The sequence below is a fragment of the Actinokineospora fastidiosa genome, assembly GCF_014648415.1.
In the GTDB taxonomy this organism is placed as follows: domain Bacteria; phylum Actinomycetota; class Actinomycetes; order Mycobacteriales; family Pseudonocardiaceae; genus Actinokineospora; species Actinokineospora fastidiosa.
Window position 1 is genome coordinate 602109 of the sequence record NZ_BMRB01000003.1, and the last position, 20220, is coordinate 622328.

General features: G+C 72.5%; 19 protein-coding genes. 12 read left to right on the plus strand and 7 right to left on the minus strand.

All coding sequences use genetic code 11. The features are described 5' to 3' along the window. The 4 genes from IEY98_RS21770 to IEY98_RS21785 form a co-directional block, all read right to left on the minus strand. Positions 1-1677, minus strand: coding sequence for an amidohydrolase family protein (locus tag IEY98_RS21770; RefSeq protein ID WP_189212401.1), 1677 nt, complete (start codon positions 1675-1677; stop codon positions 1-3). 64 nt (positions 1678-1741) lie between these two features. Continuing rightward, entirely contained in the window at positions 1742-1981 is a 240-nt protein-coding gene (locus IEY98_RS21775; protein ID WP_189212402.1) for a hypothetical protein, read from the minus strand. 36 nt (positions 1982-2017) lie between these two features. Next, complete coding sequence (locus tag IEY98_RS21780) at positions 2018-2356, minus strand: nuclear transport factor 2 family protein (RefSeq protein WP_189212403.1); 339 nt, start codon at positions 2354-2356, stop codon at positions 2018-2020. A gap of 86 nt (positions 2357-2442) precedes the next feature. Next, positions 2443-3330 carry an alpha/beta hydrolase gene (locus IEY98_RS21785; protein WP_189212404.1) on the minus strand — a complete coding sequence of 296 codons (888 nt, stop codon included), beginning with the start codon at positions 3328-3330 and terminating at the stop codon, positions 2443-2445. A 97-nt stretch (positions 3331-3427) separates the two neighbouring features. Between IEY98_RS21785 and IEY98_RS21790 the strand changes: the two genes are divergently transcribed. The 9 genes from IEY98_RS21790 to IEY98_RS21825 all read left to right on the plus strand — a co-directional run bounded on the left by IEY98_RS21790 (position 3428) and on the right by IEY98_RS21825 (position 14040). Next, complete coding sequence (locus IEY98_RS21790) at positions 3428-4444, plus strand: PucR family transcriptional regulator (protein ID WP_189212405.1); 1017 nt, start codon at positions 3428-3430, stop codon at positions 4442-4444. A 202-nt stretch (positions 4445-4646) separates the two neighbouring features. Continuing rightward, positions 4647-4769 carry a hypothetical protein gene (locus IEY98_RS33165; RefSeq protein WP_268244601.1) on the plus strand — a complete coding sequence of 41 codons (123 nt, stop codon included), beginning with the start codon at positions 4647-4649 and terminating at the stop codon, positions 4767-4769. Positions 4770-4813: 44 nt separating this feature from the next. After that, positions 4814-6034 (plus strand): radical SAM protein, encoded by a 1221-nt coding sequence (locus IEY98_RS21795; RefSeq protein ID WP_229787162.1) that lies wholly within the window; start codon positions 4814-4816, stop codon positions 6032-6034. After that, positions 6031-7188, plus strand: coding sequence for a glycosyltransferase (locus tag IEY98_RS21800; RefSeq protein WP_189212406.1), 1158 nt, complete (start codon positions 6031-6033; stop codon positions 7186-7188). Before IEY98_RS21795 ends, IEY98_RS21800 begins: the two co-directional genes overlap by 4 nt. 21 nt (positions 7189-7209) lie before the next feature. Next, on the plus strand, positions 7210-8166 hold the full coding sequence (locus tag IEY98_RS21805) for a DUF6895 family protein (RefSeq protein WP_189212407.1): 957 nt from the start codon (positions 7210-7212) through the stop codon (positions 8164-8166). A gap of 4 nt (positions 8167-8170) precedes the next feature. Beyond that, on the plus strand, positions 8171-9553 hold the full coding sequence (locus IEY98_RS21810) for an MFS transporter (protein ID WP_189212408.1): 1383 nt from the start codon (positions 8171-8173) through the stop codon (positions 9551-9553). Further along, positions 9550-12570: an adenylate/guanylate cyclase domain-containing protein gene (locus IEY98_RS21815; RefSeq protein ID WP_189212409.1), complete on the plus strand. Its 3021-nt coding sequence runs from the start codon at positions 9550-9552 to the stop codon at positions 12568-12570. The genes IEY98_RS21810 and IEY98_RS21815 overlap by 4 nt, the downstream gene beginning before the upstream one ends. Next, entirely contained in the window at positions 12567-13448 is an 882-nt protein-coding gene (locus IEY98_RS21820) for a S8 family serine peptidase (RefSeq protein WP_189212410.1), read from the plus strand. The genes IEY98_RS21815 and IEY98_RS21820 overlap by 4 nt, the downstream gene beginning before the upstream one ends. Next, a complete protein-coding gene (locus IEY98_RS21825) occupies positions 13378-14040 on the plus strand; it encodes a GAF domain-containing protein (RefSeq protein WP_189212411.1) in 663 nt (220 codons plus the stop codon). The genes IEY98_RS21820 and IEY98_RS21825 overlap by 71 nt, the downstream gene beginning before the upstream one ends. Here IEY98_RS21825 and IEY98_RS21830 read toward each other — a convergent pair whose 3' ends face one another. The 3 genes from IEY98_RS21830 to IEY98_RS33170 form a co-directional block, all read right to left on the minus strand. Next, positions 14041-15798: an AfsR/SARP family transcriptional regulator gene (locus tag IEY98_RS21830; protein ID WP_189212412.1), complete on the minus strand. Its 1758-nt coding sequence runs from the start codon at positions 15796-15798 to the stop codon at positions 14041-14043. Between the two features lie 342 nt (positions 15799-16140). Continuing rightward, the gene (locus IEY98_RS21835) at positions 16141-16974 is read right to left on the minus strand and encodes a methyltransferase domain-containing protein (RefSeq protein ID WP_189212413.1); all 834 of its coding nucleotides are present in this window, start codon (positions 16972-16974) and stop codon (positions 16141-16143) included. A gap of 412 nt (positions 16975-17386) precedes the next feature. Continuing rightward, positions 17387-17788: a response regulator transcription factor gene (locus IEY98_RS33170; RefSeq protein ID WP_268244602.1), complete on the minus strand. Its 402-nt coding sequence runs from the start codon at positions 17786-17788 to the stop codon at positions 17387-17389. 451 nt (positions 17789-18239) lie between these two features. Between IEY98_RS33170 and IEY98_RS21845 the strand changes: the two genes are divergently transcribed. From IEY98_RS21845 to IEY98_RS21855, 3 genes are read left to right on the plus strand one after another with little or no spacing between them, the layout of a single operon-like run. After that, positions 18240-19217: an aldo/keto reductase gene (locus tag IEY98_RS21845; RefSeq protein ID WP_189212415.1), complete on the plus strand. Its 978-nt coding sequence runs from the start codon at positions 18240-18242 to the stop codon at positions 19215-19217. Positions 19218-19258: 41 nt separating this feature from the next. Continuing rightward, positions 19259-19747: a GNAT family N-acetyltransferase gene (locus IEY98_RS21850; RefSeq protein WP_373292422.1), complete on the plus strand. Its 489-nt coding sequence runs from the start codon at positions 19259-19261 to the stop codon at positions 19745-19747. 9 nt (positions 19748-19756) lie between these two features. Then, complete coding sequence (locus IEY98_RS21855; RefSeq protein ID WP_189212416.1) at positions 19757-20197, plus strand: DUF2127 domain-containing protein; 441 nt, start codon at positions 19757-19759, stop codon at positions 20195-20197. Positions 20198-20220: the final 23 nt, after the last annotated feature.

Consider the following 20220-nt stretch of genomic DNA (forward strand, 5'->3'; position numbering starts at 1 on the left):
TCAGCCCGGGTTCGGATCGGTCGCGACCGCGCCTGCTGAGCGCAGTGAGCGCCCTAGATTTCCGGTGAGGATGCGTGGGTGACGCCGCCACCACCACAGGTCGAGGCCGGGTAACCGGTGGAAGTGCTCCAGCGCCTGGCCGTCGTCGTAGACAGTCGCGTTCTTGTACCGGTTGTCGAGGTCTTTGACCTGCGGACTCCAGAGCTGCACGAGATGGTCGTCCAGCAACAGCCACGCCTCATGCAGCCAGTTCCGGCAGTAGAGGTCGTTGGTGTACTCGACGACCTCGTCTTGGTAGCCGCGCTCGACCGCGGTGATCAGCGCCGCCCAGGCACCCACCCTTTCCGAGATGGTGAACACCGTCCGCCAACCGCGCTGGTGCAGCAACTCCCCTACCGCTCGTTCCGTGGCCACAAGCCACAGACTCACACGTCCTCCGCCCACCTGACATGCTCCAGCGGCCGCGGTGGTGAGTCTGTTTGTGCGGAGCGACGTCAGGGGGCTTTCCTCGGAGACCAGCGTTTGCGTACGGCTGTCACGGCCTTGGCGATCTGGGCGTTGAAGGCGGTGAGTTGTTCGGTCTCGGCCGCGCTGGGGACGAACGCGTGGGGGGGCGCAGGGGGTGCCTGCGCGCCAGATCCGCGTGATCTCGCGGGTTGCGGAGATGTCGGCCAAGGGGTCTCCGGAGAGGAGGATCAGGTCCGCGCGGTGGCCGGCGGCGATGCGTCCTCGGTCGGGGAGGGCGAACACTCGGGCCGGATTGGTTGTGGCGGCGGACAGGGCCTGTGCCGGGGTGATGCCGCAGCGGACAAGGAGTTCCAGTTCGCGGTGCAGGCTCGCTCCGAACACCGTTCCCGGGTTCGGGGCGTCGGTGCCTGCCAGGAGGGTGACGCCAGCGTCGGCCAGGCGGCGCACGTTGGCCTCGGCGCACGAGTAGGGCCGGGCCGAGGTCCAGCCGTTTCCGAGGGTGCTCTCGATGGTGACCAGCGTCGGGCCGACCGCGATTCCGGCGTCGGCGATGCGGTCGACCAGGGTCCTGTCCAGTTCGGCATCGACGGGGACGTGGGCCACGACGTCGACGCAGGCGGACACGGCCTCCTCGACGCCTGCGGTCGAGCTCACGTGGGCGACGACGATCAAGCCGCGGGCGTGTGCGGCTGTGACCAGCGCCTTGATCGTCCCGGGGGCCAGCGACGGCCAGAGGCCCCCGACACCGGAGATGATCTTCAGGTAGTCCGAGCCCTCCGCGACGCGGTCCGCGACGAACTGCTCGGCCTGGTCGGCGGAGGTCAAAGTCGGGATCGGGGCGTAGAGCATCGACGGATGGCCGCCGGGGGCGGTGGCGCCGATGCCCGAGGAGCGCACGTCGGCCACGTCCGAGCGGGAGCCCGCTTGCTCCTTGGCCGTGGCCACCATGTCGGGCTTACTGAACATGTCGAGGACGGTGGTGACACCGAAGGCCAGCGCTTGCCCGAGAGCGCCGGGAAGGAGGTGCACGTGCGTGTCGATCAGACCGGGAAGCACAGTCCCGCCACCCGCGTCGACCACCACGTCGCCTTCTCGGGCGGTGGAGGTCGCCGAGCACTCGGTGATCAGCCCTTCGGCGAACCGGATCGAGGTCCAGTCCCGCAGCTTCGTCCCGTCGAACACCGTAGCGTTCACGATCGTTGTTGCCACGACGTCCTTCCCTAACGACGCCGGTTCGCGGCGGTCCCTGAGGACGATCGCCAACGAGCGGTGGTCAGGGCGATCCTTGCTCGCCCGGGAGCAAAATCCAATAGGCATTTCGCTGCGCTAGGTAATCGATTTCCCCGGACGTGAGGGTGACTGAGGAGATGGCGTCGGACTCGATGACGATGTCGTACCCGAGATCGTCGTCGTAGCCGCAATTCGGGCAGGGCGCGCCGAGGCCTTCGACCCCAACGCGGGCGTGGCCGGGTGTCCCCTCGTCGAAATCGGTGGGGGAAATGGGGTCGCCCACCTCCCATAGCCACACCATTCGCCGACAAAGCGGATATCACTCGATGAACCAGACTCGGGTGATCTTGTCCTCATGGACCTCGTACATGGCCGCTGCGGCGCGGGTTTCAGAGTTGTTGAAGCCGGTGACCAGTTCCTGGTCGATGACGATGCGGCCGTGGGCCACTCGCGACAGGAGTTCGGCGTGGAGGTTGGGGCTGGAGGCGAAGAGCGCCTCGTACCGCTCGCGGAAACGGGGGCCGGAGCGGTCGGTCAGTTCCACGCCCGACGGGAACGCGTGGACCGGGACGTCCTCGATGTAGCAGGACAGGAAGCGGTCGAGGTCGCGGGCGTTGTAGGCGGCCAGTTGCTCGGCCACGACATCCTCGGGGGACACGGTGCTCCTCGGTCTCAGGGTCGACCGACAGTACCGCCGGAAAGGCTCGCGGCCAGCAGGGACCGCGAGCCCCGGCAACGGGGCACTCACGCGGCCAGGGCGCGGCGGAGGGTGGTGACGAGTTCGGTTACCTGGCGCTGGGAGATCTCGGCGGTTGGGATGGCCTGGGAGCCGTGGAAGGTGCCTGGCCACTGGTGGAGTTCGACCGGCACGCCCGCCTGCAGCAGGCGTAGGGCGTAGGTGATGCCCTCGTCGCGCAGGGGGTCGAATTCCGCGGTGGCGATGTAGGCGGGTGGGAGGCCGGACAGGTCCTCCGCGCGGGCCGGGGCGGCGTACGGCGAGGCGGGGGTGTCCGCCAGGTAGTGGCGCCAGGCGCTGGTGATCTTGTCGCGGGTCATCCAGGGGGTGTCGGTGAAGGTCCTGGCCGACCAGGTGTCCTGGCGGTCGTCCAACTGGGGTTGGTTGAGCAGTTGGTGGCGGATCGGCGGGCCCTGCTCGTCGCGGGCGCGCAGGGCGACGGCGGCCGCGAGCCCGGCGCCCGCGCTGTGCCCGCCGACGGCGATGCGGTCCGGGGCGACACCGAGGTCCTCGGTGTGCTCGGCGGTCCAGACCAGTGCGGCGTAGGCGTCGTCGAGGGCGGCGGGGAAGCGGTTCTCGGGCGCCCTGCGGTAGTCCACCGAGACCACGACCGCGCCTGCCGCCGCGGCGAGCCGCGCGGTCCAGGGGTGCTCGGTGTCAAGGTCGCCCATGACGAACCCGCCGCCGTGCATCCAGACGATGACGCCCTGGGCCTCATGCGGGCGGTACACGCGCACCGGCACGTCGCCCGCCATCCGGTCCTCGACATCGATGCCCGTCAGGTCCGGCGCGGGCGCGGAGGCCGACAGCGCGGCGAGGCTGGCGCGGGCGCCGACCGGGTCGTTCAGATCGACGTGGGGGAACAGCGGGACGAACGCTTCGAGTTCGGGATCCATGGCGACCATCCTCGCCACCGCCCGCCCCGCGTTCACCCGCCGTCCGTCGCGGGTCCCGAGCCGGTCACGCACCGGTCGGCGCGCCTATCCTCCAGGCATGGAGGCACTGGTCGAACGGCTGTCGCAGTTGGACTCGCACGCCGAGGGCGCGATCCGCCTCGTGATGTTCTACGACACCCTGATGCGCAGGCGGGTCGACCTCCCCGCCCTCGCCCGGGCGTCGGCGGGCCTGGCCGAGTGCGTGGTCGGCATCCGACTGCACGGCACAGGCCGGACCGTCCGGTTCTCCCCCGACGGCAGCGCGGCGACCACCCCACCCTCCCCGGCGACGACCACGCCGATCACCCTCGACGACGAGGAGATCGGCACCGTGTGGCTGGAGCGCCCGCGCGGCCCGCTCGACGACCTGCTGCTCGACCGTCTCGCCATCGCCGCCGCCGCGGTCGTGGAGCGCTACGGCCCCGCCCGCACCACCATGGCCGACCCGGCTCTCGTCGAACTCGCGATCAGCGCCGACGACGACGCCGCCCGAGTCCGCGCGCTGCGGCTGCTGGGGTTCCCCGCCGACCTGCCGGTCCGCGTGGTGGCCCTGCGGTCGCCCGTCCCCCTCGACCGGGTCGGCGGCCTGATCTGCCCCGCCCGCCCGGTGAAGGCCGCGCCGCTGGGCGACGTGGGCGTCATCCTCGCCGCCACCGTCGACCCGGACGCGTTCCCTGCTGGCGTCCGCGCGGGCATCGGCGCCGCCGACCGTCCCGACCGGTCCTGGGCGCAGGCCCGCACCGCACTGCGCTTCAGCACCGCGCGCCAGCCCGTCGTCCACCACGACGACCTCGGCGCGCTGGCCCTGCTCGCCGACATCCCCCGCGACACCGCGCGGGCCAATCCCGATGTCGCCGCGATCGCCGGGCTGGCCCGCGACGACCTGGACACCTTGGACGCCTACTGCGCCGAGGGCTCGGCGCGCCGGGCCGCGGACGTCCTCCACCTGCACCACAGCAGCGTCGTCCGCAGGCTCGACCAGCTCGGGCGGACCGTCGGCATCCCCCTCACCGACCCGGCGGGCCTCCTGCGCGCCAGGATCGCCCTCGCCACCTGGCGCCTGCTCGACCAATAGCGTCCACAGTGGACCAGCCGCATCCAGCAAATGCGGCGTCGAGCAAAACCGTTGAGCTTAATAGCCTCCCGTGGCGCGCGTCTACTGCCCGAAAGTCGCATGGAGCCGGGTTCGGGAACGGGGCAAGACTGGAGAAACCCCCGGCAATCCTGCCGAACCGCCGGACAAGCGGCGGGGCGGCGCGACACCACGAGGAGAGTGCATGTCCGAGGACAAGAGCCCCGAGACCCCCCAGACCGAGGAGAACGCCGAGGACGTCGAGGTCGTCGCGCACGGCGCGGACGCCGAGGACTGGTGCGTCGTCAACAACAGCCAGGCGCTCTGACGCCAGGCGTCGCGCAGGGCGTCCGGCTCCCGCGAGGGGGCCGGATGCCCGCCATTCCTATGCACACGGAGGTCGCGGTGAGCCTGGGCCAGATCAGTCGGGCGGGTGGGGAGCGGGTCCTCAGGGGCGAGCGGAACTGGTGGTTCCTCGGCCCCGGCGGGATCGCCCGGCTGCGTGAGCGGCACATCGCCGAGGACGGCACGGTGCGGCCGGAGGCGCTGCGGCGGCTCGACGAGAGCGGCCTGATGACCGCCAGAGCCGACAACTCCTACTCGCTCACCGTGCTGACCAGCACCGACTGCAACCTCGGGTGCGGGTACTGCTTCCAGAACACCAGCCAGGACACCGGCGGCGGCAGCAGGCCTCCGCGCATCGCCCACGCCCGGCTGACCTCCGACACGATCACCTCGATCCTGGCGTTCACCGATCGCCAGATGGCCGCGAGCGGCCTGGACGACCTGCGGATCCTGCTGTTCGGCGGCGAGCCGCTGCTCAACCCCAGGGGCTGCATCGAATTGCTGGCCAGGGCCGCCGACCACGGGCTGACCTCGGCGCGGATGGTCTCCAACCTGACGCTGCTCTCGCCCCAGCTGGCCGCCCAGCTCGCGGAGTTGCGGCTCAAGCACATCCAGGTCACCTTCGACGGCGACCGCGCCGAGCACGACCGCATCCGCGTGCGCCGCTCCACCGGCGGCACGTTCGACACCATCGTGCGCAACATCGTGCGGGCGACCGAGGTCACCGACATCCGGTGGACGCTGCGGGTCAACGTCTCCCACCACAACCACCACGGCATCGACGCGATGATCGACCGGCTGGCCGACGCCGTCGACACCGCCCGCTGCTCGATCTACTTCGCGCAGGTCGGCGACATCGGGATCGGATACGACAACCAGCTGACCCACACCGACGAGCTCATCGCCCGGTTCGTCCGCTGGCAGCGCGCCGCCCTCGACCGCGGGTTCGCGGTGAACCGGCCCGGCCCCAAGGCGCTGTGCGCGACCTGCGGCCCGGGCGACGGCAGCCGCGGCGGCGTGGTCAACGCCGACGGGACCCTCGCCAGCTGCTGGGAGACGGCCGGGAAGCCGGGCTGGGAGGTCGGCACCGTCGACGCGGGCTACCTGCCCGCCGAGCAGACCCGGGACCGCTGGATCGGCTGCGGCGACTCCTACCGGCAGACCGACGGCGCGGACGTGCTGGCCGCCTTCCGCGACGGCGTCGACTCCGCGCTGCTGGACTACCTCGACGCGACCGGCAGGCTGTGAACGTCCTGCTGTGCCCGCTGAGCGACGCGGGCTACCTGTACCCGGCCATCGCGCTCGGCCGCGAGCTGGTCCGCCGGGGCCACACCGCGCACGTGCTGGGCCGCGCCGCGGCCGCCCCGGTCGCCGCGCACGCCGGGCTGCCGTTCCTGGCCGCGGAGGAACGCGGCGGCGCGGGCGGGTTCTCGGTCGTGCGGTGGCGCGACGGCGGCGCGGCGCAGGTCGAGGCGACCCGCGAGGCCGCCCGCGAGGTCGGCGCCGACGTGCTCGTCACCTCGGTGCTGTGCCACGGCGCCCTGCTGGCGGGCGAGATCCTCGACCTCCCGGTCTTCGTGCTCGGCCTGACCACGTACCTGTGGAACTACCGCTCGGGCGGCGACGACGAGCCGCAGCCCGCGACCACCCGGGCCGCGCGGACCCGCGACACCCTCCGGATCTACGACGACCTGCGCGCCCACACCGGGCTCCCGGCCCGCAGACGCCCGCTGTCGGCGGACCCGCTGCACGGCACGGCCCTGCTGCTGCGCGGCCACCCGTCGCTGGAGTACCCCGGCACGGTCCTGCCCGACCGCGTGCGGCACGTCGGCCCGCTGGCCTGGGAGCCGACGCCGGGCCGGGGCGCCGACGCCGAGCTCGCCCGGCTGGACGAGGTGGGCAAGCCGGTCGTCTACGTGCACCTCGGCCGCTTCTTCGGCGGGCGGACGCAGTGGCCCCGGCTCAACGCAGCGTTCACCGGCGGCCCGTTCCAGGCCGTGGTCGAGCAGGGCCGCTCCACCAACCCCGATCCCGTGCCCGGGGCGGACATCCTGCTGGTGCGCAAGCCGTGGATGCGCCCGTTCCTCGACCGCGCCGGGCTCGTGCTGACCAGCGGCACGTCCGCGCCGGTGCTGGCCGCCCTGCTGGCCGGGAAGCCGCTGGGCCTGTCCCCCAACGGCTCGGAGCAGCCGGTGCTCAGCGCGGCCTGCGTCCGCGCGGGCGTCGGGACCCCGCTGCTCACCGACGACGACCCGGCCGCCGCCCTGCGCGCGGCCTGGGACGACCCCGGCCCGCGCGACCGGGCGGCGCGGCTGGGCAGCGTGCTGGCCGCGGCCGACAGCGCCGCCCGCGCGGCCGACGTCGTCGAGCGCTCGGGCGTGTTGCTTCCGGCACTGAACTAGCGACCCGACAAGGAGCCGACGATGGACGACGCATCCCCGCACCCCACGGCCGTCATGAGCGCCGACGGCGCCGCGGCGGCGTTCCTCGGCATGGAGCGGCTGTCCTCGGGCGCGCGCCGCTGGATGAGCGCCAACGTGGGCTACCTGCGCCCGTCGGCCGCCGACCTGCCGGTGACGCCGAGGGCCAAGGCGTGCATGGAGATCGGGCTGCTGAACCGGCTGTGGAGCCGGGTCCGCCCGGACGACCCCGAGTTAGCCGCTGTCCGCGACGCCGTCGCCGAGATCTGGCGCGACCCGGACTTTCCCGAGCAGTTCGCCGACAATCCCGCCTACACGCGCGGTTTCGCGCTCATCTACAGCGCGCTCGCCCCGGCCGGGCTGACCGGCTCGACGCACCCGGCGACGCTCGCGCGGCTGGCGCCGGACGGGCACGTCGACATCGCCAAGAAGTCGCCGTCCGGCCGCCTCGAACTGCGCTACTACGCCGAACTGGCCGGACTGGACCACGACGTCGAGCCGTACGACCGGCTCTACGCCGACAGCATCCTCGCCAACCTGACCGACGTCCTGCCGATGGACATCGAGACGGCCTACCGGATCACCCACACCGTCTTCCACATCACCGACTTCGGCGTGCGCGACATGGGCGTGCCGCCGGAGGAGCTGATGCGCATCCGCGACGTCGCCGAGCAGCTGACGCACCACTTCATCGCAATCGAGTACTGGGACCTCATCGCCGAGTTCATCCTCACCCAGTCCTGCCTGGGCCTCGACCCCCGGCACACCGCGTCCGGCCAGGCCGCCATCGATGCCCTGCTGAACGTGCAGAAGCCCGACGGCGCCATCCCCGCGCGCTTCGCCGCGCAGCGCCCGCCGGACACGGCCACCCCGGTCGAGCTGTTCCGCAAGGCCTACCACACCACGCTCGTCACGGCGCTGGCGTCGATGATCCCGCCGTCCACCGCCTGCGGCGGATAGCCCCGTGGCCACGGCGCGGCGCCGGTTCCTGATCAACCGCACCTACTCCCGGCTGTGGTTCGGGCAGGCCACCTCGACCCTGGGCGACTTCGTGTTCAGCACGACCCTGGTGCTCTGGGTGGCCACCGACCTGGCCGAGGGCCGGTCGTGGGCGCCCGCCGCCGTGGGGGGCATCCAGCTGTCGGTGGGCGCGGCCGTGCTGGTGTTCGGGCCGCTGGCCGGGGTGTTCGTCGACCGCTGGGACCCGCTGCGCACGATGCTCGGCACCGAGGTTGTGCGCGGTGGGCTGGTGGCGCTGCTGACGGCGGTGTCCCTGCTGCCCAGGGACGCGTTGCCGGTCTGGGCGTGGCTCGCGCTGCTCTACGTCGTCGTGTTCGGGCTCACCGCCACCGGCCAGTTCTTCGCGCCCGCGCGGTTCGCCACCATCCGGGAGACCGTGCCCGGGGAGGCGGACCGCGCGCGGGCGGCCGGGATCGCCCAAGCGACCGCGGCGACGGTGACGATCGCCGGGCCGCCGCTGGCCGCGCCGCTGATGTTCGGCATCGGGTTCCAGTGGGCGCTGGTCCTCAACGCGGTGTCCTACGCCGTTTCCTACGCCGCGATCCGCTCGGTGCGCCACGAGGTCGTCGTCGATCGGGCCGCCCGGGCAGCGCGGCCGGGCCTGCGCGCGGAGTTCGCCGCGGGCCTGAAGGTGTTCGCGGGCAGCCCGTTCCTGGTGGCGCTGCTGGCCATCGCGGTGATCGGCCAGCTGGGCGTGGGCGCGGTGAACACGCTGAACCTGTTCTTCCTGACCGGGAACCTGGGCTCGCCCGCGGGCCTCTACGGCTTCCTCGGCGCGACCCTGGGCATCGGCGGGATCGTCGGCGCGCTGTGCGCGGGCCGGGTCGTGCAGTGGATCGGCGCGCGCACCACGACCTGGGTCGGGCTCATCATCGGCGGCGTCCTGCTGTTCGTCTACTCCAGACAGACGGGGTTCGCCTTCGGCGTCGTCGCGCTGTTCGCCACGATCCTGCCGATCACGATCCTCAACACCGCGATGTCGCCGCTGCTGCTGGCCGCGGCCCCGCAGGAGTACACCGGGCGGGTGTTCGCGGTGTTCTACCCGGTCACCCGGCTCGCGTCGGTCGTCGCGGCGACGGCGGCGGGCTGGTTCGCCAGCGTGGTGCCGGTCGACTTCAGCGCGTCCGTCGCGGGCGTGCGGTTCGGGCAGATCGACACGGTGTTCGCCGTGTCCGCGGTCCTGCTGGTGCTCGCCGGGCTCTACGCGCGCGTGCGCCTGCCGCACGGCGAGCCCGCCGCCATGCCGACGGCAAACCGATCCGCAACCGCCGGAAGTAGCCTGCGGGAACGGGATCAGCCGTCCCCGGACCGGGAGCAGCCGCGATGACCTGTGCATCCTGCGCCGCCGACCTCGCCGCCGACGCCCGGTTCTGCTCGCGTTGCGGGACCGCGGTCGTGGTCCGCCCGAAGGGGGCGGAGGAGCGCAAGGTGGTGTCGGTCGTCTTCTGCGACCTCGCCGGGTCCACCGAGATGTCCGGGGCGCTCGACCCGGAGCTGCTGCGGACGGTCCTGCTGCGCTACTACGAGCTGATGTCCGGCGTGATCGCCGCCAACGGCGGGGTCGTGGAGAAGTTCATCGGCGACGCGGTGATGGCGGTCTTCGGCCTCACCGAGACCCGCGAGGACGACGCCCGCCGCGCTCTCGTCGCCGCGCTGGGCATGACCGAGGCGGCGGCCGGGTTCGACGCCGAGCTGCGCCGGGACCACGGCGTGCGGCTGCGGGTCCGGATCGGCGTGCACACCGGGGAGGTCGTGGCGCTGCCGGACCCGGGCGAGCGCCAGGCGTTCGTCTCCGGGGAGGTGGTGAACATCGCCGCGCGGCTGGAGCAGGCGGCCGGGCCGGGCGAGGTGCTGGTCAGCGCGGCGGCGCGCTCGGCGGCGGGCGCGGTCACCGTGGCCGACCCGCGCAGGGTGTCGCTCAAGGGCGTCGCCGAGCCGGTCGAGGTGTTCCGGCTGGTCGACGTGCCGCCCGCCGACCCAGAGCGCACGCGCCGCTTCGACGTGCCGTTCATCGGCCGGGAGGCCGACCTCGCCGCGCTGGACGCCGCGTGGCGCCGGGTGGTGGACGAGGGCGCCGCGCGGCTGCTGACCCTGGTGGGCGAGCCGGGGATCGGCAAGACGCGGCTGGTCGCCGAGTGGCTGCGCCGCGACACCGGATCGGTGGTGATCGGCCGGTGCAGGCCGGTCGGCGACGGCGGCACCCTCACCGCGCTGGCCGAGTGCGTCGCGCCGCTGGTGTACGAGGTGGAGCGCGTCGCGTCCGTCGAGCCCGCGCTCGCGCTGCTGCGCCGCGGCCTGCTGCGCGACGGGACGCCCGCGCCGTCGCTCGACGCGACCGCGGCCGCCGTGGCGCGGCTGCTCGCCGCGGTCGCCGGGACCCGGCCCGTGCTGCTGGTGATCGACGACTGCCAGTGGGCCCAGCCCTCCCTGGTCGCCGTGCTGGACCGGCTGCTCGCCGGGCTGGGCGCGCTGCCGGTCCTGCTGGTGTGCGTGGCCCGCCCGGACCTGCTCGACGCCTTCCCCGACTGGGAGACCACCTGGCCCAGCGCGGAGACGGCCGTCGTCGGCAGGCTGTCCGCGCCGGACTCCGCCCGGCTGGCCGCGCACTTCGCCGACGTCAGCACGCACGACACCGCGACCACCGAGTGGATCGTGGCCCAGGCGGGCGGCAACCCGCTGTACCTCGAACAGCTCGTGGCCGCGGTCGAGCACGACGACGCGACCGCGGGCGGGCTCCCGCTCAGCCTGCAGGCGCTGGTCGCCGCCCGCATCGACCGGCTCGGCGACGCCGAGCGCTCGACCCTGCGCCTCGGCGCGGTGGTCGACCCCGACGGCGACGGTTTCGCCGCGGCCGACCTCGCCGCGCTGGCCGACGGCGGCGACCACGACCGGGCGCTGCGCGAGCTGGTGCGGCGCAAGCTGGTCGAGCCCGTGGCCGACGGCCGCTACCGCATCGCCAACGGCATCACCAGCCAGGTCGCCTACCGCGGGCTGACCAAGCGGCGCAGGGGCGAGCTGCATGAGCGGTACGCCGAGCACCTGGCGGCGCGCGCCGCGTCGGACGCGCTCATCGGCACCCATCTCGCCCAAGCGCACCGCTACCAGTCCGCTGTCGGTCTCCCGGCCGACACGTTGCGCTCGCGGGCGTTCGGCCACCTCGACCGGGCGGGCGCGGAGGCCCTGCGCCGGGTCGACCTGCCGTGGGCGCTCACCCTCCTGGAACAGGCCGCCGACCTCACCACCGCGGGCGACCCGGGCAGGCCGGAGTGCCTGCAGCGGCTGGGCGAGGTCCACCTGACCCTCGGCAGGCACGAGCAGGCGCGGGAGGCGTTCACCACCGCGGCCGCCGAGGCCGACCGGCCCGTCACCGCCGCGCACGCCCGCCTGCACCTGGCCATGCTCCGCCAGGACATGGCCGAGCTGGACCGGGTCGCGGCCGAGGAGTTCGACGTCTTCCACGCCCACGGCGACGACCTCGGGCTGTCGCGCGTGCGCTGCGTCCTGGCCCGCTCCCACCAGCGGCGGGGCGAGCAGGGCCGGGCGCTGAACGTCCTGGAGCCCGCGCTGCGGCACGCGCTCGCCGCAGCGGCGGACCGCGAGGTGGCCAACGCGCTCGGCGCGATCGGGCTGTCGCTGTGGCACGGCCCGCTGCCCGCGGCACGGGCCACCGAGCAGTGCCGCGCGCTGCTGGCCGCCCACCGCGACCGCGGTGCCGTGCAGGCCACGCTCGGGTTCGCGCTGACCATGCTGCACGCCATCCAGGCCAGGACGGCGGAGACGGCCGCGGCGCTGGCCGACGCCCAGGAGGCCATGGCGGCGATGTCGTACGCCGAGTCGCGGTTCTTCCGGCCGCTGCTCGGCGCGCTGGTGGCCGCCCACGGCGACGACTGGGACCAGGCGCGCTGGCAGCTGCGGGAAGCGCTGAGCGCGGCGAGCGCGGTGCGCGCCGACTCGCTCGTCCGGCAGACCCGGCTGGAACTCGCCCGGGTCCACCTGGCCGATGACGACACCCGCGCCGCCGCCGAGCTGGTGCGGGGGCTGGCCGTCGACGACTGCGCCGACCTGGCCAACCTGCTCGGCGTCGCCGCGCGCGTCGAGCCGGACCCCGGACGCGCCACCGAGTTGGCCCGCCGGGCCGTGGCGACCGCCCGGCGCACCGACTCCCCCGCCGACCACGGGCGCGCCCTGCTCGACCTCGCCCACACCCACGCCCGGCTGGGCAGGCCGGTCCCGGCGCTGTCGGCCGCCCGCGCCGCCGAACGCCGCTTCGCCGCCAAGGGCCACGCGGTCGGGTCGGCGCGGGCCCGGCGGATGATCAGCGAACTCGGGGGGCGCCCGCGATGACCGGACTGACCTGGCGGCTGCTCGACCCCGACGAGAGCGCCATCGAGGTCGACCTCGGCGAGCCGAGCCTGATCACCCCGGAGTGGGCGTGGGGCGGCGCGACCGGCGATGGCGTCGACGTGTGCGTGGTGGACGGCGGGATCGAGCCGGGGCACCCGCTGGTCGGGCCGGTGGCCAGCTCGCACGCGGTGGTGAAGCGCGACGGGAAGCACGAGGTGGAGGAGGTCGAGGCCGCCGACTCCTTCGGCCACGGCACCGCGTGCGCTGGCATCGTCCGCCAGATCGCGCCCGCCTGCCGGATCCACAGCGTGCGGGTGCTCGGCGAGCGCGGCGGCGGCACCGGCCGGGCGCTGCTCGCCGGGCTCGAATGGGCCATCCGCCAACGCTTCAAAGTGATCAACATGAGCCTGTCGACGGCCCGCCCGGAGTTCAATCAGGCGCTGCGCGAACTCGTCGACGAGGCGTACTTCGCCGGGTCGGTGATCGTGGCCTCGGCGCACAACTCGCAGATCGAGAGCTTCCCGTGGCGGTTCTCCTCGGTGATCTCGGTGGGCAGCCACACCAGCGCCGACCCGGACCGGATCCTCTACAACCCGAACCCGCCGGTGGAGTTCTTCGCCCGCGGCCAGGCGGTCCCGGTGGCGGGCCTGCGCGGCAGCGTGAGCCGCAACTCCGGCAACAGCTTCGCCACACCGCACGTCGCGGGCCGGTGCGCGCTGATCGTCGGCAAGCACCCAGGACTGACGGTGTTCCAGCTCAAGACGGTCCTTTACCTGACGGCAGCCAACGTGCGAGGAGGGCGAACCGATGAGTCACACCACGGATCCGACGGCGAGCGGGGCGGCGGTCTCGAACGCCTTGGCCGAGGCGGCCACTGAGGACAGCGAGCTGCTCACCTCGATCGTGCGGGTGGCCCGGTCGATCTTCGGCGCGGCGGCCAGCTCGGTGTTCCTGTTCGACGCCGAGGCCGACGAGCTGGTCTTCGAGGCAGTGTCCGGCGAGGGCGAGGGCTTCCTGGTCGGCACCCGGTTCCCGGCGGACCGGGGCATCGCGGGCTGGGTCATCACCACCGGGCAGGCCATGTCGGCCACCGAGCTGACCACGAGCCAGGTGTTCGCCAGGGACCTGGCGGAGAGCACCGGCTACGTCCCCGACTCGATCATGGCCGCGCCGATCGTGCACCGGATGGCGCCCATCGGCGTGCTGCAGGTCCTCGACCCGCACCCGCAGTCCCGCTACAGCGTCGCCGACCTCGACCTGCTCGCGATGTTCGCCAACCAGGCCGCGCTGTCGCTGCACATCCTGCTGCGCAACCGCGCCGCGCGCGCGGGTCTGCGCCGCGAGGGGGCCGAGTACGACACCCTGGCCAAGATCGCCGCCCTGCTGGCCGACATGGACGACGAGCAGCGCGGCCGGGGCGTCGCGCTGATCGAGTCGCTGCACGGGATGCTGGCGGGGATGGCGCGCTGATCAGCGCGCCAGGTCGGCCGCGAAGTGCCGCACGAGCGCGGGGACCGCGTAGTGGGCGGCGTCGGGCGCGCCGACGATGTTGGCCTCGACCAGCCGGTCGATGATGCGCGTCGCGGGCTCGGGCAGCGCGGCGAACGCCTCGGCGAGTTCGGCGGCGCCGACCGGCCCGCCCGGCAGCCCGCCCAGGGCGCGCACCGCCTGCCGCTGCGGCGGCGCGAGGTCGGAGTACACCCGGGCCACCCGCTCGCGCACCGGCGTGCCGCCCGCGACGAGTTCATAGAGGACGGACTGCGCCGACTCCAGCCGGTCCGCGTAGTCCACCATGGACAGATGCCGCAGCGAGTCGAGCTTCGCCGCCACCGCCCTGACCACCAGCGGGGTGCTGCCGCACCGGCCGATGATGCGGCGCAGCGCCGAGCCCAGCACGCGGCCGGGTCCGACCGCGCGGCCCACCAGCTCGCCCGCCTCCTCCTCGGAGATCTCCCCGACCTCGACGCGGTGCACCGACTCCAGCCCGCTGAGCCGGTGCGAGCTGGTCACCACCGTCCGGTTGCGGCCCTTCCCCGGGAGGAGCCCCCTGACCTGCCGTTCGCTCACCGCGTTGTCCAGGATGACGAGGAAGGCGCGGTCGGCGATCCACGACCGCCACACCGCCAGCGCCTCGCCGTCGTCGCGCGGCACGGGGACGTCGAGGCCGGTGGCGCGCATCAGCTCGGTGACGACGTCGCGCGTGGCCTTGGGGCGTCCGTCCGGGACGCGCAGCGACACGAAGACCTGGCCGTCCTCGAACGCCTCGGCCACCCGGTGCCCCACGCGGACGGCGAGCGCGGTCTTGCCGGTGCCGACCGCGCCGGTGATGACGGCGACGTCGGAGCTCTCCGGGCCGGTCAGCGCGCCGACGAGGTCGTCGACCTGGTCCGCCCGGCCGACGAGATCGGGCACGTCGCGCGGCAGCTGCGCGGGCCGCACGCGTCCCCGGCCCGCGGGGGCGAGCGCCAGGGAGCGGTTCGACGCGTCGGCCAGCATCGACTGGTAGAGCTGTTGGAGGACCAGGCTGGGCGCGATGCCGAGTTCCCTGGCGATCAGCTGGCGGTGCACCTCGTAGGTGGCCAGCGCCTCGCGCCGTCGTCCGGCCCGGTAGAGCGCGGTGATCGTGGCCGCGGTCAGGCGCTCGCGGAACGGGTGCCTGCGGGCCAACCGGGCGAGCGGCCCGAGGACCGCGAGGTGGCGGCCCGCGTCGATCTCCAGGTCCACCCAGTCCTCGTAGACGGCCAGGTAGCGCTGCCCGAGCTGGTCGGCCTCCGCGGCGATGACGGGGTTGCCCGCGAGGTCGGCCAGCACCTCGTCGCGCCACAGGGCGACGGCCTCCCCGAGCAGCTTCCGCGTCTCGTGCAGGTTCCCGGAGTGGTAGGCGGCGTAACCGGAATTGGCCAGGGTGTCGAACCGCAGCGCGTCCACCTCGTCGGGCACGGCGTCGAGCACGTACCCGTAGGACGCGTGGTGGATGCGGTCACCGATGATCTTGCGCAGGGCGGAGACGTAGACCTGCAGGTTCTTGCGCGCGGTCCGCGGCAGGCCCTCCGGCCAGACGGCCTGCACGAGCTGGTCGACGGGCACGACCATGTTGGCCCGCAGGAGAAGCACGCCGAGCAGCACGCGTTGCTTGTACGGCCCCGGATCCACCGCCCCGGCCCCGTCCCGCACGTCGAGCGGCCCCAGCACACCGAACCTCAGGCCCGAGCTCGCCCCGTCACCCACGGACTGCCCTCCGTACCCACCACCCGACCCCGACCGGCCCGGGAACCCGCATAGCTGAGCATTGTTCCCGAAACCGCCGAGGTCACCGCGGGGGAAGGAGGCATTGGACCGGCAGAAATGCCGGTTTCGCGCCGTTCGGGCGCGCCCCCTGCGCCCCTTCAGCTCAACCGAAACACCCGACACACCAGGGCGTCCCGGGTTCAGCGTGCGCGACAACCTCGGTCTCGTCCTCATCCTCAGGCGTCTCGAGCTCGTCTTCCGGTCGAGTCTCCGACATAGCGACCTCCCCGCTGGCAGTGTCCGGCCAGGGTAGGCGCGCCCGGTTTGAATGCGGTATGCCACTCACTTGTCAACGATGACCACCAGATATTCATGCGCGACCCGGAACCCGTCCGGCCCGGTGTAGCGGGAGGCCAGATCAAGGAACTCCCGCCGGAACGCCTCGACTCCGTCCGGCGCAAGCATGCGCACCACCTGCCGCACATGCCGCCGCTCCCGCACCGAGAAGTCCCAAAACGCCTCAACTGACGCGTGTTCTTCGTGCACCACGATCGAGCGTGTCCTGACCTCGCCAGGCCATAGCGCCTGCAACGCCGACGGATCGGCCCACTGCCGCACGCCCTCCGGGACCACGGCCGGAACTCCCATGTGCGCGTTGACCAAGGCAGCCGCCCTCATGCCAAACCCATGCGCCACATGCGCACTGAACGCCAAGCGCCCGCCTGGCGCGAGCACGCGCCAGATCTCGCGCAGGACCAACTGCGGGGCGGGTGAGTAGATCACTCCCAGGTTGGACACCGCATGCCTGAACACCCCATCCCGGAAGGGAAGCCCCTCCACGTCCCCCACCACCCACTGCACCGCCGGAACGGTCACCTGTCCCGCCCGAGCCTGCACCACCGGAACGGTCGCCTGTCCCAGCCGAGCCTGCGCCGCCGGAACGGACGCCTCCCCCGGCCGAACCTGCGCCGCCGGAACGGCCACCTCCCCCACCCGAACCTGCACCGCCGGAACAGCCGCCCTTCCCGCTCGAACCTGCGCCTCCGAGAAGTCGAGGGCGACCGCGTGCCCGCCCTGCGCCGCCACCAACCCCGCCGCCACTCCGGTTCCCGCCCCCAGGTCCAACACCCGATCCCCCGCCTGAACCCCCAATTCCCGCACCAACGCCTGCGCCACCGGCCAATGCGCCCGAACCACCCACCCGGGTTCAGCAACCGCATAGTTGGCGGCAACCTGCCACTTCCACCCACCCACCAAGCCCCACCCCTCAGATGATGCGATCACATGCTCTGATCATCCAAATCTCAAATGCCCCGACCATCCGAACCCCCACCAGATGCCCCGACCATCTGAACCGCGGATCAGATGGCGCGATCATCTGAACCGTCGAGCAGATGGCGCGATCATTCGAAAAAGAGTCAGATGATCAGATCATCTACCATCCCAGATGGCCTGATCATCCGAAGCGCGCTCGATGCCGAGACCATGTGATCCCATCGGTCGGATGGTCTCGTCATTCGGCTGGGGCGGCAGTTCAGATGATCGGGACATCTGGGGTTGTTTCAGATGGTGTGGGCATTTGGACGGGTCAGGCGTGGGGGTCGACGGGGCGGTCCTCGAGCCAGGTGGGAGCCGAGTCGGTTTGGGTGGTCAGGTTCATGGCCATGGCTGCCAGGCCTGCCTGCAGGCGGGACTCCAGGCCCAACTTCTCCAGGATGGCGGTCACGTGCCGCTTTGCCGTTCGTTCGCTGATGGAGAGGTGGCGGGCTATCGAGCGGTTGTCGAACCCGAGGCCCAGCAGCTTGAACGCGGCCAACTCCCGTGCGGTCAGTGACGGGGCCAGTGGGAGTGCCGCGGCGATCGGCCGGGGTAGGGGCACCCGCGCACCGCTCAGCCGGGCGCTTCGGGAGGGGCACGACACGCAAGCCCGGACGGCTCCCTGACTACGGTCGGTAGCCGGAACCGTTGGTGCACCAGGATGAACGACCATGCTGAAATGCTGCGTCCGCGCGGTATCCCACCGGTTTGATCGCGGTGCGATTCCGGTACATCGGGGCACGAACGGCGTACCCACCACCCCAAACACCCGCCCACCCCGCCCGAAGCAACCGCACCCGGCCAACCGGCACTGTCACCGGCACAGTACCTCCGAACGAGTGACCGACACTCCACTATGGACAATCGGAGCGGGACACCACCAGGGTGGTCGAGGAACTCCGTCAAGCAGCGCAAGGGCTATAACCGGAGCGATCGCCGACACGGCGAAGTCCCGCCAGCACAGACCCAGAACCCGAGGCCCATTCCCGAATTCACCATATGTCAAGCAAATCCACCAAACCGAGCACGCTCGAAGAAAGCGCACCGAATCGCAGGGTGGACAATAAGCGGCAAGCGGAAAAGCGGTTGCGCCCGGGGAACCGCCAGGCACTGGAGGAGAAGCTGTGCGGCACATCAAGTTGCGGGATCTGGACGTCTCCCGGATCGGCCTGGGGGCCATGGGGATGACGTTCGGGTACACCGGCGCGGGCAGCGACGACGACGAGTCCATCCGGGCGATCCACCGGGCGATGGAGTTGGGCGTGACGCTCATCGACACCGCCGAGGTCTACGGCCCGTACGCCAACGAGGAGCTGATCGGGCGGGCGATCAAGGGCAGGCGCGACGAGGTCGTGCTCGCCACCAAGGTCGGCATGATCTCCCACGCCACCGACGGCATCGGCGTGCCCGACAGCAGCCCGGCGAACATCCGCACCGCCGTCGAGGGCTCGCTGGTGCGCCTCGGCTCCGACCACATCGACCTGTGCTACCAGCACCGCGTCGACCCGAACACGCCGATCGAGGAGACCGTCGGCGCGCTCGCGGAGCTGGTCGACGAGGGCAAGATCCGCCACATCGGCCTGTCCGAGGCGGGCGTGAACACCATCCGCCGCGCCAACGCCGTGCACCCGATCACCGCGCTGCAGTCGGAGTATTCCCTGTGGACGCGCGACTTGGAGGCCGAGGTGCTCCCGCTGCTGCGCGAGCTGGGCATCGGCTTCGTCCCCTACTCGCCGCTGGGCCGCGGGTTCCTCACCGGCACCGTCCGCTCGACCGACCAGTTCGACGCGGGCGACTTCCGCGCGTTCAACCCGCGCTTCACCGACGAGAACATCCGGCAGAACCTGCGCATCGCCGACGAGGTGGCCGCCGTCGCCGCCGAGGTCGGCGCGACGCCCGCCCAGGTGGCGCTGGCCTGGCTGCTGGCCAAGGGCGACGACGTGGCCCCGATCCCCGGCACCCGGCGGGTCGCCAGGGTGGTCGAGAACGCGGGCGCCGACGACGTCGAGCTGTCCGCCGAGCAGATCGCCCGGCTCGACAGCCTGCCGCCCGCCGCGGGCGAGCACATCGACGAGCACCAGAAGCAGCTCATCGAGCGGTAAGCCGTTTGCATCGCGAACGATTTCGTCGTTGAATCGGCGGCATGCGGATCAGGGCTGGTGGACCGGCGGACGCGCCGACGGTGTTGGGCTTCCTCGACGAGGCCGTGGCATGGATGGTCGAACGCGGGCAGACCGGCCAGTGGGGAACCCAGCCCTGGTCCGAGCAGCCGAAGCGGGTGGAGCGGATCACCAAGCTGGTCGAGAACGGCCTGTGGATCGCCGAGCTGGACGGTGAGCCCGCCGGGGCGATGGTCGTCGCCGCCGAGCCGGACGAGTGGATCCCCCGGGTCGACGAGCCGGAGCTCTACGTGCGGCTGCTGGTGACCTCCCGCCGGTTCGCCGGGCGGAAGGTCGGCAGCGGCCTGCTCGACTTCGCGAAGGAGAGCAGTCGGGGCAAACTGCTGCGCGTGGACTGCTGGGCGGGCAACAATGGCCGCCTGGTGGATTACTACGTGAGCCAGGGCTTCACCCCGTCCGTCACCTTCACCGTCAAGGACTGGCCGGGGCAGGTGCTGGAAATGCGACCGTAGGGGGCGGCGATGGTCTTGCGGCTGGCGGCCACGCTCAAGGGCGTCGACGGCGCCGGACAGCTCCTCGCCGCGCTCCTGCTCGCCGTCGTGCCGCCCGCGGCGCTCACCGGCCTCGCCAACGCCGTGCTCACCCGCGACCTCCTCGGCGACCTCGACGGCGGCATCGCCCACCGGCTCACCCAGCACTTCGCCACCGGCCGCGGCTTCGCCGTCGCCTATCTGCTCGCGCACGGCGCGGTCAAGATCGCACTCGCCTTCGCCCTGCTGCGCGGCAGGCTCGCGGTGTACCCGGTCGCGTGCGTGGTGCTGGCGGCGTTCATCGTGTTCGAGGCCGCCCGCGCGGTCCGCACGGGGTCGGTGGCGCTGGCCGTGCTGGCCGTGATCGATGTCGTCGTGGTGGTCGCCGTCGCGCGCGAGCTCGTCCGGCGACCCGACTTTCGTCAGGGGTAGCCGCTTCCCATCGGCAGACGAGA

What these genes read in the sequence shown, in the direction of transcription:
- IEY98_RS21785 (WP_189212404.1), bottom strand. Translation starts at nt 3,330, where the DNA reads ATGGATCCCGAACTCGAAGCGTTCGTCCCGCTGTTCCCCCACGTCGAT.
- IEY98_RS21790 (WP_189212405.1), top strand. Translation starts at nt 3,428, where the DNA reads ATGGAGGCACTGGTCGAACGGCTGTCGCAGTTGGACTCGCACGCCGAG.
- IEY98_RS33165 (WP_268244601.1), top strand. Translation starts at nt 4,647, where the DNA reads ATGTCCGAGGACAAGAGCCCCGAGACCCCCCAGACCGAGGAGAACGCC.
- IEY98_RS21795 (WP_229787162.1), top strand. Translation starts at nt 4,814, where the DNA reads ATGCCCGCCATTCCTATGCACACGGAGGTCGCGGTGAGCCTGGGCCAG.
- IEY98_RS21805 (WP_189212407.1), top strand. Translation starts at nt 7,210, where the DNA reads ATGGACGACGCATCCCCGCACCCCACGGCCGTCATGAGCGCCGACGGC.
- IEY98_RS21815 (WP_189212409.1), top strand. Translation starts at nt 9,550, where the DNA reads ATGACCTGTGCATCCTGCGCCGCCGACCTCGCCGCCGACGCCCGGTTC.
- IEY98_RS21820 (WP_189212410.1), top strand. Translation starts at nt 12,567, where the DNA reads ATGACCGGACTGACCTGGCGGCTGCTCGACCCCGACGAGAGCGCCATC.
- IEY98_RS21825 (WP_189212411.1), top strand. Translation starts at nt 13,378, where the DNA reads ATGAGTCACACCACGGATCCGACGGCGAGCGGGGCGGCGGTCTCGAAC.
- IEY98_RS33170 (WP_268244602.1), bottom strand. Translation starts at nt 17,788, where the DNA reads ATGGTCGTTCATCCTGGTGCACCAACGGTTCCGGCTACCGACCGTAGT.
- IEY98_RS21850 (WP_373292422.1), top strand. Translation starts at nt 19,259, where the DNA reads ATGCGGATCAGGGCTGGTGGACCGGCGGACGCGCCGACGGTGTTGGGC.
- IEY98_RS21855 (WP_189212416.1), top strand. Translation starts at nt 19,757, where the DNA reads ATGGTCTTGCGGCTGGCGGCCACGCTCAAGGGCGTCGACGGCGCCGGA.